Below are 12,808 nucleotides of genomic sequence, written 5' to 3'. Positions count from 1 at the left end.
GCGGAGACGCGCGCCACCCAGCCCCGCCCGTGCCGCTCAGCCGTGCAGCAGTACGGGGAACGCCTCCATGTCGTTCTGCGTCATGACCGGCAGTTTGCGGATCTCGTCGTCGGCGACCGCGAGCTTCAGGTCCGGGAACCGGCCGAACAGCGCGGGGAGCGCGATACCCGCCTCGACCCGGGACAGGGCGGCGCCGGGGCAGATGTGGGGGCCGTGACCGAAGGTCATGTGCCGGATCGGGGTGGGGCGTGTGACGTCGAAGGCGTCGGCGTCCTCGCCGTGCTGGGCGGTGTCGCGGCCGATGGCCCGGTAGGAGATGACCACCCCCTCCCCCTTGGCTATCACCTGGTCGCCGACCTGGATGTCCTCCGTCGCGAACCGCATCAGCAGGTGCGTGGTCGGGGTGTCCCAGCGCAGCGTCTCCTCGATCACCGTCTCCCACGAGATCTCTCCGTCGAGCACCTTGCGCAGCTGGTCCGGGTGGGCGAGCAGCGCGCGGACGGCGTTGAGGATGAGGCCGATGGTGGTCTCGTGCCCCGCTGCCACCATGGCCTTGAGGTTGCCGACGACCTCCTCCTCGGTGAGCGGCCGTCCGCCCTCCTCGGCGAGGATCAACGCGCTGGTGAGGTCATCGGTGGGGTGCGCCGTCTTCTCCCGGACGAGTTCGGCGTAGAAGACGTCGAGTTCGGCAAGGAGTGCCAGCCGGTCCTCCTGCGGGGTCAGCATCGAGAAGAACGCCTTGTACTGCCTGGTCAGCATGGGGTGCAGTTCCTCGTCCACCCCCATGAGCAGACCGACCACCTTCATCGGCAGGGGCTGGGCGAAGACCGCCTTGAGGTCGACGACTCCGTCCTCGCCCTGTGCGGCGAGCGCGTCGAGCAGTCCCTCGGTGAACTTCTCGATGTCGGGCCGGATGGCCTCCAGCCGGCGGGGGGTGAGCGCCTGGGACGTCTTCGTCCTGAGCCGGCGGTGCTCCTCACCGTCCACGGTGAACATCGAGCGCCCCGCGTCGATCATGCCGATCAGCGGCCAGTCGTGGGTGACCTCCCCGCTCTGCCACAGGCCCCAGGCGTCCAGGTCCTTCACCAGCCGCGGGTCGACAAGGAGCCGGCGGGCCTCGGCGTGACGCGTGACGGTCCAGGCGGGGACCCCGAGGAGTTCGATGCGGGCGAGCGGGACGGACACCCTCAGCCGCTCGGTCTCACCGTCGAGATCCTGGACGAGCGGGTCGATCACCACGGTCGCGTGCGGGCAGGTCACAGCAGGTCTCCTGTCGTCTGTACGGGAGTGAAGCGGACGGGAAGCGCGTTCATCCCGCGCAGGAAGGCGGAGGGCCGTCGCACCAGGTCCTCGGCGGGCACGGCGAGCCGCAGGTCCGGCAGCCGGTCGAGGATCACCTCGATGGCGGTGCGGGCGATGGTCTCGGCGATCTCCTGCGCCGGGAAGGGGCAGCGGTACTCCCCGTGGCTGAAGGCCAGGTGTGCGCCGTTGCCCGTCCGGTGCCCGGGGCTGCCGGGGCCAGTCCCCTGGCGGACCAGCGGATCGGTGTTGGCGGCCCCGAGGCCGAGCAGCAGCATGTCGCCGGCCCGGATGGTCCGGCCGCCGAGCTGGGTGTCCCGGACCGCCCACCGGCCGGCGAGGATCTGGGTCGGGGTCTCCTCCCAGAGCACCTCGTTCATCGCGTCGCCGACGCTGCGGTGGCCGCCGGCGAGCGAGTCGGCGAACTGGTCCTCGGTGAGCATCAGGCGCAGCGAGTTGCCGATCCAGTCGGCGGTGGTCAGGTGGCCCGCGGCGGTGATCGCCATCAGGTCGAGGGCGTACTCCTCGTCCGTGAAGGGTGCCGGATCGGCGAGCATCCGGGAGATGACGTCGTCGCCGGGAGCGGCCTTCCTGGCAGCCACCAGCCGTGCCATGTGCTCACCGAAGCGCCCGTACGCCTCCTGCGCACCGGGTCCGCCGTCGGCCAGGTCCTTCAGGACGCGGGCGATGTCCCGGCCCTCCTCGTCGGGGAAGCCAACCAGTCGGGCCAGGACGAGTACGGGGAGCGGTTCCGCGAACTCCGCGACGAGATCGGCGGACCCGCGGGCGCCGATGCCGTCGATCAGCCGGTCCGCCAACTGCTCGCAGTGATCACGGATTTCGAAGGGATCCGCCGCCTCGAGGGCGGGTACCACCATCTCGGAGTGCCGCCGGTGCTCGGCGCCCGCGGTGAAGTAGATCGAGGGCATGGGTTGCCCGACCATCGGGAGCAGTGGCCAGTCAGCCGGTATGTGCTCCCACTGGTTCCACAGGCCGACGTCCCGGGGAAAGAGTTCGCCGTCGCTGGTGACCTGGTGGAGCTCGCGGTATCCGACCACGAGCCAGGCCGGGAAGCCGCCATGGAGCTCGACGGGCACCACCGGCCCGTGGGACCGGCGCATCCGCCGGTACAAGGCCTGCGGCTCGGTGTGGAATTCGGGCCCGCTGAGTCTCACCGGCGCGTCGGCGTGGCGCACGGGGCAGCCACCGCCCGCTGCGGACGCGGCTGGTAAGGGCTGGGTCGTCATCGTACGGACTCCTGGGAGACGGCTTCGCGCGTTGCGGCCATACGATCAACGCGGCACCACTATAGGGAGGTTGAGTGAAGCTTTGGGCACTGTTCGGCGTACCGGGGCGGTGCCGCGAAATCCGTACGAGGGCTGTCGCACACGCGGCTCGACCGCATCTGCCGCGCCGGTGGCTCCCGGCGTCGGTGCCTCGGCCGGCGTACGGACGTGCCCGTCCCCGGCATCGTGCCCTGGGATAGCCTCACCGACCATGCGCATATCGGTAACCAGGCCCGCCATCGGGGCCCTCGCTCTCGCCACGGTCCTGCTCACGGCTGTCACGGGCTGTTCCTCGGAATCGGACGCCGGGGGTGGTTCATCCGAACTCCTGACCGGCCTCGGCGCTCTCGCCGGTGACGCCGACGCAAAGCAGCTGACCTTCCTCGACGCCGCCGCCGTGCGCAAGCTGAGCAAGGACGACCCGGAGCGGTTCGCATTCGTCTCCCGGCCCAGCAGCCCTCTGCTGGGCTCGTACGGCCCTGGTCTCCTGGGGAAGGAGTTCGAGGAGACCCAGATCGAGACCGCCGTGGACACCGCCGAGGCAGGGCACTGGGAGGGGTCGTTCGACACCGACGCGATCACCGCGTCGCTCAAGTCCAGCGGCTACACGAAGAGCGACAAGGACGGTCAGGAGGTCTGGTCGCATCCCGAGGGCAAGGGGGTGACGCTCAAGGTCTCGGACGACTCGATCTCCTACTCCTCCCTGGATTCCGACCCGATGGCCGTCGTCAGCCCGGAGGACGGTTCGGCCCTGGCCGACGACAGCGACTTCCGGAGCGCCGCCGAGTGTCTGGGAGACGTCTACCGCGCCGACTTCAACCGGCCGGGCTCCTCCGGCCCCGTACGCCTCGCTTCCGCCGGCCAGCAGGCATCCTCCCCCTCCGAGAACACGGAGGTGCTCTGTTTCGTGGTGAAGGACGACGCCGCCGCCGAGAAGCTGCGGACGGACCTGGAGCAGACCGTGAAGAGCGACGCGCCGAAGTTCGACGGCACGAAGGTGAGTGTGCGGAAGGGCGATCGGCCGGTCGTCCGGGCCGTGGTCCCCGACACCGCCGAGCAGCGGCCGGGCCGGCTGGTCGTCAGCGACATGGCGCTGTGGATGGCTGCGGCCGGGTGACCACCCGGCACGCCCCACCCACCGGGCGGGTACGGCCGGTCCGGGGCTCAGACACAGGCGATCGGTGTGGTGGGATGCCTGTGTGAGCCGCAGCGTCGAGGAGACCAACCGCCGGATGCTCCGGGCACGGGACGCCATGGACCGCGCGTACGCGCGGCCGCTGGACGTCCCGGCCCTCGCCCGGATCGCCCATGTGTCCCCGGCGCACTTCGCCCGCACCTTCCGCGCCACCTTCGGCGAGACCCCCCACCGCTATCTGCAGCGACGGCGTGTCGAGCGGGCGATGTACCTGCTGAGGGAGAGCGACCGCAGCGTCACCGACATCTGTTACGAGGTCGGCTTCGGCAGTACGGGGACGTTCAGCCGCACCTTCCACGCCATCGTCGGGCGGTCGCCGAGGGCCTACCGCAAGGAGGCGGCGGCCGTGGACGTACCCACGTGCTTCACCAAGGCGTGGACGCGCCCGAGCGCCTGAACACACCGGTCACGGCTGCTCCGGACGGGCGCTCATCGAGCAGTTCCGGATAAGTTTCCAGCGGCCCCGGCCAGTAGCGTGAGTCACATGTTCAACGCGATCACTCACTCCCAGATCTACGTTCTCGACCAGGACGAGGCCCTCGACTTCTACGTCGGCAAACTCGGCTTCGAGGTCAACGCCGATGTCGACATGGGGTTCATGCGCTGGCTCACCGTCAACGTGCCCGGTAGCCCCGACCGGCAGGTCCTCCTCGAGAAGCCCGGCCCACCGGCACTCTCCGAGGAGATCGCCGCGCAGGTGCGCGACCTCGTCACCAAGGGTGCGATGGGCGCGGCGCTGATCCTCACCACGGACGACTGCCGCGGCACGTACGAGGCACTGAAGGCCAAGGGCGTCGAGTTCACCGACGAGCCGACCGAGCGCCCGTACGGCATCGACTGCGGTCTGCGGGACCCGTTCGGCAACCACATCCGCTTCACCCAGCTGAAGGGCTGAGCGGCGCGCGGGTGGCCCGGGGCACCGGGCCACCCGACGCGAAGCCGCCGAGGGGTCACGCCGTCGCGAAGCGCGTGAGCACCGCCTCCGGCCGGACACCCGGGAGGGCCCTGCGGAAGGTGCGGTAGTAGCCGAGTTCCTCCTTGCTGCGGAGCTCCGGAGTGCTGTCGCCGGTCACCGCATCGGCGAACTCCGAGTCCGTGATCCGGCTGTTCCACAGCGGGCCCAGGAGTCCCTCCGCCCCACTGCCGGTACCGAACTGCTCCTTGCGCCGCCACAGCAGGTGGTCGGGCAGTCGCCCGGTGAACGCGCGCCGCAGGTGCCCCTTCTCCATGCCGTCCGCCTCCAGGCCCTTCATCCGGGCGGGAAGGGACATGGCGTGGGCCATGACGTCGTGGTCGAGGAAGGGTACGCGCGCCTCCAGGCCGTGCGCCATGGTCACCCGGTCGCACCGCTGGAGGTTGAGACCGTGCAGCGAGCCGACCGTACGCCGCAGTTCGGCGTCCAGGTCCTCGGGTGTGCCGTGCTGCTCGTGGTAGTAGCCGTAACCGGCGAACAGTTCGTCGGCGCCCTCTCCGGTCAGCACCACCTTGACGTGCTGCGAGGCCAGTTCGGACAGGAACCAGTTGGGCACGGCGCTCCGGATGAGGCTGGCGTCGAAGGACTCCACACAGGTGACCACCTCGTCGAGCACCGCGTGCGACGCCCCGGCGTCCAGCAGGGTCTCATGGTGATCGGTACCGAGGAAGGCAGCGGTCTCGCGGGCTGCCAGCAGGTCCGGTGAGTCGGCCGTTCCGACGGAGAAGGTCTTCAGCCGGCGGCCCTGCCCGGCGTAGATCTCGGCGGCGACCGCGGCGACGATGCCGGAGTCCAGACCGCCCGAGAGGAACACACCGACCTCGACGTCCGCCATCAGATGCCTGCGTACCGAGTCCGTGACCGCCTCGGCCGTCGCCTTCTCGGCGACCCGTTCGTCCACCGTGGTCCAGTCGGCCCCGGCGTCGTGGGCGGGCACCGGCTCGGCGAAACGGTTCAGGCCGTCCCGCGGTGACCACCAGTGGCCCGGCGGGAAGATCTCGGCGCGCGGCTGGACCTCCGGTGCGAAGGCCCGCAGCTCCGACGCGAAGTGCACGCCGGTCCCGGTGCGCGCCCAGTAGAGCGGCTTGATGCCCACCGCGTCGCGGGCGGCGACGAAGCCGCCGGAGGGGGTGGCGGCGCAGAGCGCCCACATGCCCCGGAGCCGGTGCAGTCCCCTGGGGCCGTCGGTACGCAGGACCGCTAGGGCGGCCGCCGAGTCCGAGGAGGAGCCGAAGGCGGTGGCGGGCATCTCGTGCCGCAGTGCCTCGTGGTTGTAGATCTCCCCGTTGCAGACGACCGACCAGTCGTCGTCGCCGTCCGTGCCCCCCAGGGGCTGGTGTCCGCCTTCGAGATCGACGATGGACAGGCGCCGGTGTCCGAGCCAGGTGTGGCCCCCTACCAGGCGCGTCCCACTGTCGTCGGGACCCCGGTGCGCGAGCCGGTGGAGCATCTCCCCCACCCCGGCCCGCGGGGGCGCACCGTCGGCGTCGGTAGCTGTAAGGGCGTGGTGACTGTCGATGTGTATGGCTGCGATTCCGCACATGACAACCGACCCTAGGCCGGTCCGTGCGAGGGCGACAATGCGAGTTGCTCCATACGCACGCTCGCTCCACACTGGTGACATGCCGAGCGAGAGTCTGAGCAGCGTCCACCGGGCGCTGGACGTGTTGCGCGCCCTGGGCCAGGGCCCCATGGGCGTACAGGAGGTGGCCGATGCGGTGGGCCGCGAGAAGACCCAGGTGTCCCGGACCCTGAAGGTCCTGGCCCAGGAGGGGTTCCTGGAACGGGATCCGCGCAGCCTGCGCTACCGCATCGGCTGGCAGCTGCTGGCGCTGGCGTCGTCGGCGGGTGAGGAGAGGCTGCACCGGGAGGCCCCTCCGGTCCTGCGTGAACTGGTGCACCAGGTGGGTGAGCCCGCGTATCTGACGGTGCTGTCCGGGCACGGTGTGGTGACCGTGCTGACCGAACGGACCTCACGGACGCTCCAGGCCCACGAGTGGGTCGGGCGCACCTCACCCCTGAACTGCACCTCCGCCGGCCGGGCGCTGCTGTTCGGCCTCACCGAGGAACAGGCGGCGACCCTGCTGGCGACCCCCGAGGGTGTACGCCTGCCGGGCACGGAAGCCGCGCCCCGGGATGTGCCCTCCGTGCTGGAGCGGCTGCGTACGGAGCGTGCGCGCGGCTATGCGGTGGCCGCCGAGGAGATGGAGCCTGGGCTGATCGCCGTCGCCGCCCCGGTGCACGACCACCGGGGCGACGTTGTCGCGGCGGTCAACGTCTCTGCGCCCGTCTTCCGACTGCCGCCGGATGCCATGCCACAGGTGGTGGACGCGGTGGTCGCCGCCGCCCATGGGCTGTCGGCCCGTCTCAACGGGGCAGGGTGACGGGCCTGCCCGCCCGGGTGTGGTGCTGCGCCCCGGGCGGGCAGAGCTCGGATGGAGAGCGTCGAGAACGTCAGGCGCACCTGCCGTTCAGCCAGGACTTCAACTCCTTCGGCCAGGTCGTGGCCATCGGCACCGAGGTGGTCGGCAGGCCGTACCTGCTCAGCCTGTTCAGCCACCCGGCGTAGTTGCCGGAGGCCGCCGGTGCGGGCTCCTCCCAGCCGATCGTGTCGACCCAGCGGGGGTGGTTCGTGAGCGTGTCACCCAGGCCCGCCGCCTCGATGCGCTTCTCGAGTTCGGCCTTCAGCTCGGTGTTGTCACTCCCCGTGTAGATCATGATCTTCTGCGAGCCGACGCGTTCCTTGATCGGGTCGATGACCTCGTGCCACGCGGTATCGCGGATCGACGCACTGCCGTTGAGCAGGGACTGCCCGGCCTCGCCCTTGAGCTCCACGAAGGCGGCCATGTTCTGGCTCTTGGCGCTGTCGAGCCACTCACGGAAGGTGTAGACGGTCTCTCCGGCGTACGGACCGTGGTCGATGGTCCGGCCCTTGAGCTGGTCGGTGCCGGTGGCCCACCAGATCTTCGTCACGTCGGCCTTCGGCCCCGTCAGGCCCCTGGTTGTGCTGTTGTGCCACATGACGCCCTTGGTGCCGTCCTTGGTGAGCTGGAGATCCGCCTCGACACCCGCCGCTCCCCAGCTCTTCTGCTGAGCGAGCGCCTTGGGGTTGTTCGGCTGGCGGACCTGGTCGCGTTCCCAGGCGTCCGCCGCTGTGGGGTATCCGCCGTGACCGTAGACCGTGGGGCAGACGGGGAGCCCCTCCGAGTGACGCTCGATCAGGCGCATCCTGTCGAAGGTCCAGCCGTTCTCCGTCTCCCAGCCGTGCAGGTCCCCGGCAAGGGTTCCGTCGCCCTGGGCGATGAAGGTGATGGTCTTCACCGTCGGCAGCCGAAGGTCGGTGTATCCGTAGACCGTGGCGAGGTCGTCACGGCCGTCGCCGTTGTAGTCGCCGGTGACGATCTTCATACGGGACCGCTCGTACCAGCCCGCCGGCCTGTTGAGGATTTCGTGGCGGTTGCCGAAGGTGCCCGCGGCGTCGGAGTCGAAGCTGATCAGCGCGTCGTGCCCGTCGGCGTAGTCGTACCAGGCCGCGATGGAGTCACGGCCGTCACCGTCGAAGTCACCGGAATGCATCGTCACCCGGCTGAACGTCCAGCCGGTGGCGGACTCCCAGCCGCGCACCGGCTCGCCGAAGCCGCCACCGGCCCTGCCCGCGAAGGACATCAGCGTCACGGTGCCGGAGGCGTAGCCGTACATGGCACCCAGGTCGTCGCGGCCGTCACCGTCGAAGTCACCGGTGGCGAACTTCATGCGCCCGACCTCCCACCCGTCGGCGTCGGTGCGCGCGAAGGACGAGAAGGGGCTTGCGAATCCGCCGTCGGTTCGGGCGAGGAACGTGAACAGCTTGTCGTCGCCGTTGCGGTAGTCGTACCAGGCCGCGATGTCGTCGCGGCCGTCACCGTCGAAGTCCCCGGCCTCGGCGGTGATGGCGTCGAAGGTCCAGTTGCCGGGGTCCACGCTCCAGGAGGTGAGGCGGGTGCCGAACTTCCCGTCACCCTTGCCGAGCCAGGTGAAGAGGGAGACCTTGCCGTCGTCGTAGCCGTAGAAAGCGGCTACGTCTCCCGTCCCGTCTCCGTTGAAGTCGCCGGTGACGTACTTCATGTGCTCGGCCCAGTAGTTGCCGTCGGCCGCCTCCCATCCCTTGACGGGCGCCGACAGGCTTCCGTCAGGGCCGGCCGCGAAGGTGTGCAGGGCGTCGCTGCCGTCGGAGTAGTCGTACCAGTCGACCATGTCGCTGCGACCGTCGCCGTTGTAGTCATGGCGAGCACCGTCGGCAGCTGCCCGTACGGTGGCCACGCCGGCCCCGCCGTCAGCCGGGTCGGCCACCGTGGATGCGACGCCGACCTGCGGGAGTTCGGCGGTTCCCTTCACCGCAGTCCTGCCCGGAGCGATCGCCGCCGTCTCATCGCGCGCCTGGGCGCTCGCACTGCCGGCGCCCGCCTGCAGACCGAGCAGGGCGCACACGACAGCGGCGCAGACTATGCCCGTGGGTCGTTTCATTCGGTTGTCCATCCCCCTTGTTGCTGCTCACTGCTTCTGCCACTCGGGGAGGAGAGCGCACCCACGACCGCGGATGACCCCTCGCTCAGCCGCCCTGAGGCACCCCGCCCCAGCGGGAGCACTCACGTTCGATTCGGCTGCCCCGGAGCCGATTTGACCACCTGTACGCCACAACTGGCCAGTGCTTCGGGTCTCCGTGTCCTGACGATGGCTGAAGACCGACTGGCACCTGTGTCCGCCACGGAGGTCGTGAGCATCCCCGGACGCCGACGGAGCCGCTCAGCCGCCGTGCGCCCCTCCGCTACTCACCCGGCTCACGAGCAGAAAGATCCATGGGGGACGGATCGTTGTAGGTGATGACGACGGGCGCGTCAGCCGCCGCCCGTGCGCGCTCGGAAGCCTCCGCGATCTCCGCGTAGGTCCATTCCTTGTACAGGCGCTCCCCGTTGGCGTCGGTGATGTCGATGACCAGGCCGGTCCACTCCTCTGCGGGCTGCTCGGGGACCAGCCCGAGTTCGTATGTGGCGTCGCGGAGGAAGGACTCGGTGACGCGAACGCCCGTGAGCCTCTCGGCGAGCGCGAAGACCGCCGCCTTCCCGTCGACGTCCGGGGCGCTCTCGTCGTGCTCTCCCTCGGGAGTCAGGGGGAAGCCGACTGCGCGCAGCAGCGGGACCAGTTCGTCGGGGGTGCTTCCGTCGCGCGCCGAGGGGCCCTCGAACGTCGTACGGAGCTCACCGTCCTCGAACCAGTGGAAGAGGTGGATGGGCTTGCCGCCGTTGCTCGAGTGCACCACGACCCGGCCGCCCTCCGACAGCGTCTCCACGCGCGGCAACCCCAGCCCGCCGTCGAAGCCGAGGACGACCGTCCAGTCACCGTTGCCGCCCGGAGCGCTGAAGGCGCCGGCGACGTAGGACTCGTCCCAGTAGTCGTAGCCGGTCTCGGCGCGGTGGGCGTCGTCCGCCTCGACCAGTCCGGCCGTGCCCTCCCCGATCCCGCGGGGCTCCGCCTCGACCGCGTGCAACACCTCGCGTGGGCTCCGCCCTCGAATGAGCGTCAGGGTGTACCCGCTCTCCCTCATGTGCCGGATGAGCTGCGAGGTACGGATCCAGGAATGATCTTGCGCGGTCACCGAGTTCATACGGCGCAGTGTGCCCGAGGCCACTGACATCGATGACCCTACCGGGTGACGCCGAGCTGGAGCAGCAGCTGCACCCGTACGGCCGCTACCTTTTCATCCGGCTCCCGCGCCGCGCTGACGACGGCGTGGGCATGGGTGTGATCGACCTCAGTCATCCGAGGGCGGGAGAAGACAGGCGAGTACGACGTGTCGCTCGCTCGCCCGAGGGCGCGGAGCGAGGTCCTGATGGAGGCGGGTATCCGAGGCGCTTGACGACCGTTTTCACCGTGTGAAGGTTTGTTCGACGTTGGTCGGGTTCGTTGATCAAGGGTTGTGGGGCCGCGTTACGGGCGGGTAACAACGTGCCTCATGAACCTCTTCAGCCGCACTTCTCTGCTCCGCCGCCCGGAGACCCGCCCGGAGACAGCTCCCTCCCCGGCGGCCGCAGGTACCGCGGTTCTGCCCGATCCCGGCCTGGCCGCCCTCACCGGCGAGTGGATGATCGACCCCGCGCACAGTCGGATCGGTTTCTCCGTACGGCACGCGATGGTGACCACGGTGCGTGGCGCGTTCCTGGAGTACGAGAGCCGCCTGTACTTCGACGGCCGCAACCCGGCGCGCTCCCGCGCCCAGATCTCGCTGTCCACGGCGAGCGTCGACACCGGCGTGGAACAGCGGGACGCGCACCTGACCGGCCGGGACTTCCTGGACGCCAGGAAGCACCCGCGTATGACGTACACCAGCAGTTCAGTGCAGCTCATCGGCAAGGACGTCTACCGCATGACCGGGGACCTCACCATCAGGGGCATCACCCGACCCGTCGTCCTGGACCTCACCTACATCGGCCATGTCACCGACCCCTTCGGGTACGAGCGCGTCGGGTTCGACGGCACCACCACCATCAACCGGTCCGACTGGGGTTTGACCTACAACGCCCGACTGGCCGAGGGTGGCGCCATGGTGAGCGAGCGCTTGCGCCTGCAGTTCGACATCGCCGCCATCCGCACACCTGCGGCTCCCTGACCGCTGGTCGTCCCCGGTTGCCCGCTCGCCGCCCGGGCCTCAACCGCCGTAGACCGCCTGCGACTCCGCGAGCACATCCGCGAAGTCCTGTGCCAGGCGCACCGCCTCGGCAGGCGTGAGTGTCGCGGTGGTGACGCGCACGGCGGGCGGGGACATGATGCGGAATCGGGTTCCCGCAGCGGTCCACCAGCCCCGCGTGCGCAACCCGTTGACGACGGAGGACTCGTCGCGGACGGGCACCCAGACATTGAGTCCGCTCACCCCGTGCGACGGGATGCCGTGCGCCGAGAGCTCCTCGATCAGCGCCTCCCGCCGGGTGGTGTACGTGTCGGACGCTCCCGCGACGAGCCGGGTCACGGCCGGATCGGTCAGCAGCCCCTCGACGGTCGCCTGGAGGATGTGACTGACCCAGCCGGAGGTGAGCAGCATCCGGCCGTCGTGACGCGCCAGCGTCGCGGGGTCGCACGCCAGGGCCGCCCAGCGCAGGTCGATCCCGAGGTGCTTGGACACCGTCCGCACATGAGCCCAGCGGGGCAGTCCGCCTGACGCGAGGTTCACCGCGTCCGCGCCGGCGATGTCGGCGTTGTGATCGTCCTCCACGACCAGCACGTCGGGGAAGTCGAGCAGTACGGCGAGGAGTTCATCCCGCCGGGCGGGGGTGAACCGGGCACCGTACGGGCTCTGACCCCGAGGACTGCACACCAGGGCCCGGGCCCCCGAGCGCAGGGCCGAGCGCAGGGCCTCCGGGCGGATCCCTTCGTCGTCGACGGTCACCGGCGTCATGCGCAGACCCAACGCAGGTACGAGGTCCAAAAGATGATGGAAGCCTGGGTCCTCGACGGCTACCGAGTCACCTGGCTTGAGCTCGGTGGACAGCAGCCTGGCGATGCAGTCCAGGGCGCCATGGGCGAACGTCACTGATTCCGCGGGCACTTGATCGCGGGCGAACCACGCGCGGGCAGCCTCTTCCAGCGAGGCGAGCCGCGGTGCGGCGCGGTGCGACCCGGGAACGGGTTCGAGTCGCCCAGGCGGGGTGAGCACGGGCAGGTGGGCGGGGTCGGGGTGCCCTCCCGCGAGGTCGCGAAGCCCGGCGGGGACCCGGGGTGGGCGCCGCGAGTTGACGGCGGGCGCCGTGGCGACGACCGTGCCGCCACGGCCCAGGGTCACGACCACTCCACGTCCGCGCAGTTCCTTGTAGGCGGCGGCCACCGTGCCCGCGCTGACCCCCAGAGCCTCGGCGAGGCGTCGGACAGGCGGCAGCGACGCGCCAGGCCGCAGCGTGCCGTCGGCCACCCCGCTTTCGACCGATGCCGAAATCTCTCTGGCTGTACCGCCGACGATCCCATATTGTTCTGCCACAGACCAAAGACTGTACCAATACAAAAGTTCCGTCAAGGGGGATCCCGTTGCAA

Annotated in this window: 11 protein-coding genes; 5 read left to right on the top strand and 6 right to left on the bottom strand. The window is 70.0% G+C overall.

Translation table 11 applies throughout. The features are described from left to right. Positions 1 to 36: 36 nt before the first annotated feature. Both ACGFNN_RS18305 and ACGFNN_RS18300 read right to left on the bottom strand, forming a co-directional pair. Positions 37 to 1,260: a cytochrome P450 gene (locus ACGFNN_RS18305; protein WP_393557002.1), complete on the bottom strand. Its 1,224-nt coding sequence runs from the start codon at positions 1,258 to 1,260 to the stop codon at positions 37 to 39. Further along, on the bottom strand, positions 1,257 to 2,546 hold the full coding sequence (locus tag ACGFNN_RS18300; RefSeq protein WP_393557000.1) for a cytochrome P450: 1,290 nt from the start codon (positions 2,544 to 2,546) through the stop codon (positions 1,257 to 1,259). Before ACGFNN_RS18300 ends, ACGFNN_RS18305 begins: the two co-directional genes overlap by 4 nt. Positions 2,547 to 2,796: 250 nt before the next feature. Between ACGFNN_RS18300 and ACGFNN_RS18295 the strand changes: the two genes are divergently transcribed. From ACGFNN_RS18295 to ACGFNN_RS18285, 3 genes are all read left to right on the top strand, one after another. Further along, positions 2,797 to 3,702 (top strand): hypothetical protein, encoded by a 906-nt coding sequence (locus ACGFNN_RS18295; RefSeq protein ID WP_393556998.1) that lies wholly within the window; start codon positions 2,797 to 2,799, stop codon positions 3,700 to 3,702. 115 nt (positions 3,703 to 3,817) lie between these two features. Further along, positions 3,818 to 4,177: a helix-turn-helix domain-containing protein gene (locus ACGFNN_RS18290; protein WP_393557098.1), complete on the top strand. Its 360-nt coding sequence runs from the start codon at positions 3,818 to 3,820 to the stop codon at positions 4,175 to 4,177. 87 nt (positions 4,178 to 4,264) lie between these two features. Beyond that, entirely contained in the window at positions 4,265 to 4,675 is a 411-nt protein-coding gene (locus tag ACGFNN_RS18285; protein ID WP_362550476.1) for a VOC family protein, read from the top strand. A gap of 55 nt (positions 4,676 to 4,730) precedes the next feature. Here ACGFNN_RS18285 and asnB read toward each other — a convergent pair whose 3' ends face one another. Beyond that, a complete protein-coding gene (gene asnB, locus ACGFNN_RS18280; RefSeq protein ID WP_393556996.1) occupies positions 4,731 to 6,296 on the bottom strand; it encodes an asparagine synthase (glutamine-hydrolyzing) in 1,566 nt (521 codons plus the stop codon). Between the two features lie 79 nt (positions 6,297 to 6,375). On the opposite strand from asnB, the gene ACGFNN_RS18275 reads away from it, so the two are divergent. Next, positions 6,376 to 7,137, top strand: coding sequence for an IclR family transcriptional regulator (locus tag ACGFNN_RS18275; protein ID WP_393556994.1), 762 nt, complete (start codon positions 6,376 to 6,378; stop codon positions 7,135 to 7,137). 70 nt (positions 7,138 to 7,207) lie between these two features. Here ACGFNN_RS18275 and ACGFNN_RS18270 read toward each other — a convergent pair whose 3' ends face one another. Both ACGFNN_RS18270 and ACGFNN_RS18265 read right to left on the bottom strand, forming a co-directional pair. Next, positions 7,208 to 9,256 carry an FG-GAP-like repeat-containing protein gene (locus ACGFNN_RS18270; RefSeq protein WP_393556992.1) on the bottom strand — a complete coding sequence of 683 codons (2,049 nt, stop codon included), beginning with the start codon at positions 9,254 to 9,256 and terminating at the stop codon, positions 7,208 to 7,210. A 301-nt stretch (positions 9,257 to 9,557) separates the two neighbouring features. Further along, entirely contained in the window at positions 9,558 to 10,394 is an 837-nt protein-coding gene (locus ACGFNN_RS18265) for a DUF6461 domain-containing protein (RefSeq protein WP_393556990.1), read from the bottom strand. Positions 10,395 to 10,742: 348 nt separating this feature from the next. On the opposite strand from ACGFNN_RS18265, the gene ACGFNN_RS18260 reads away from it, so the two are divergent. Continuing rightward, positions 10,743 to 11,396: a YceI family protein gene (locus tag ACGFNN_RS18260; protein ID WP_393556988.1), complete on the top strand. Its 654-nt coding sequence runs from the start codon at positions 10,743 to 10,745 to the stop codon at positions 11,394 to 11,396. A 39-nt stretch (positions 11,397 to 11,435) separates the two neighbouring features. Here the strand turns inward: ACGFNN_RS18260 and ACGFNN_RS18255 are convergent, their stop codons facing one another. After that, entirely contained in the window at positions 11,436 to 12,755 is a 1,320-nt protein-coding gene (locus tag ACGFNN_RS18255) for an aminotransferase class I/II-fold pyridoxal phosphate-dependent enzyme (protein WP_393556986.1), read from the bottom strand. Between the last annotated feature and the right edge of the window lie 53 nt (positions 12,756 to 12,808).

It is taken from the genome of Streptomyces sp. NPDC048590 (assembly GCF_043199535.1).
Classification (GTDB): Bacteria; Actinomycetota; Actinomycetes; order Streptomycetales; family Streptomycetaceae; genus Streptomyces.
Note: the sequence above shows the minus strand (reverse complement) of the source record. Positions and strands in the feature narration are given on the sequence as shown.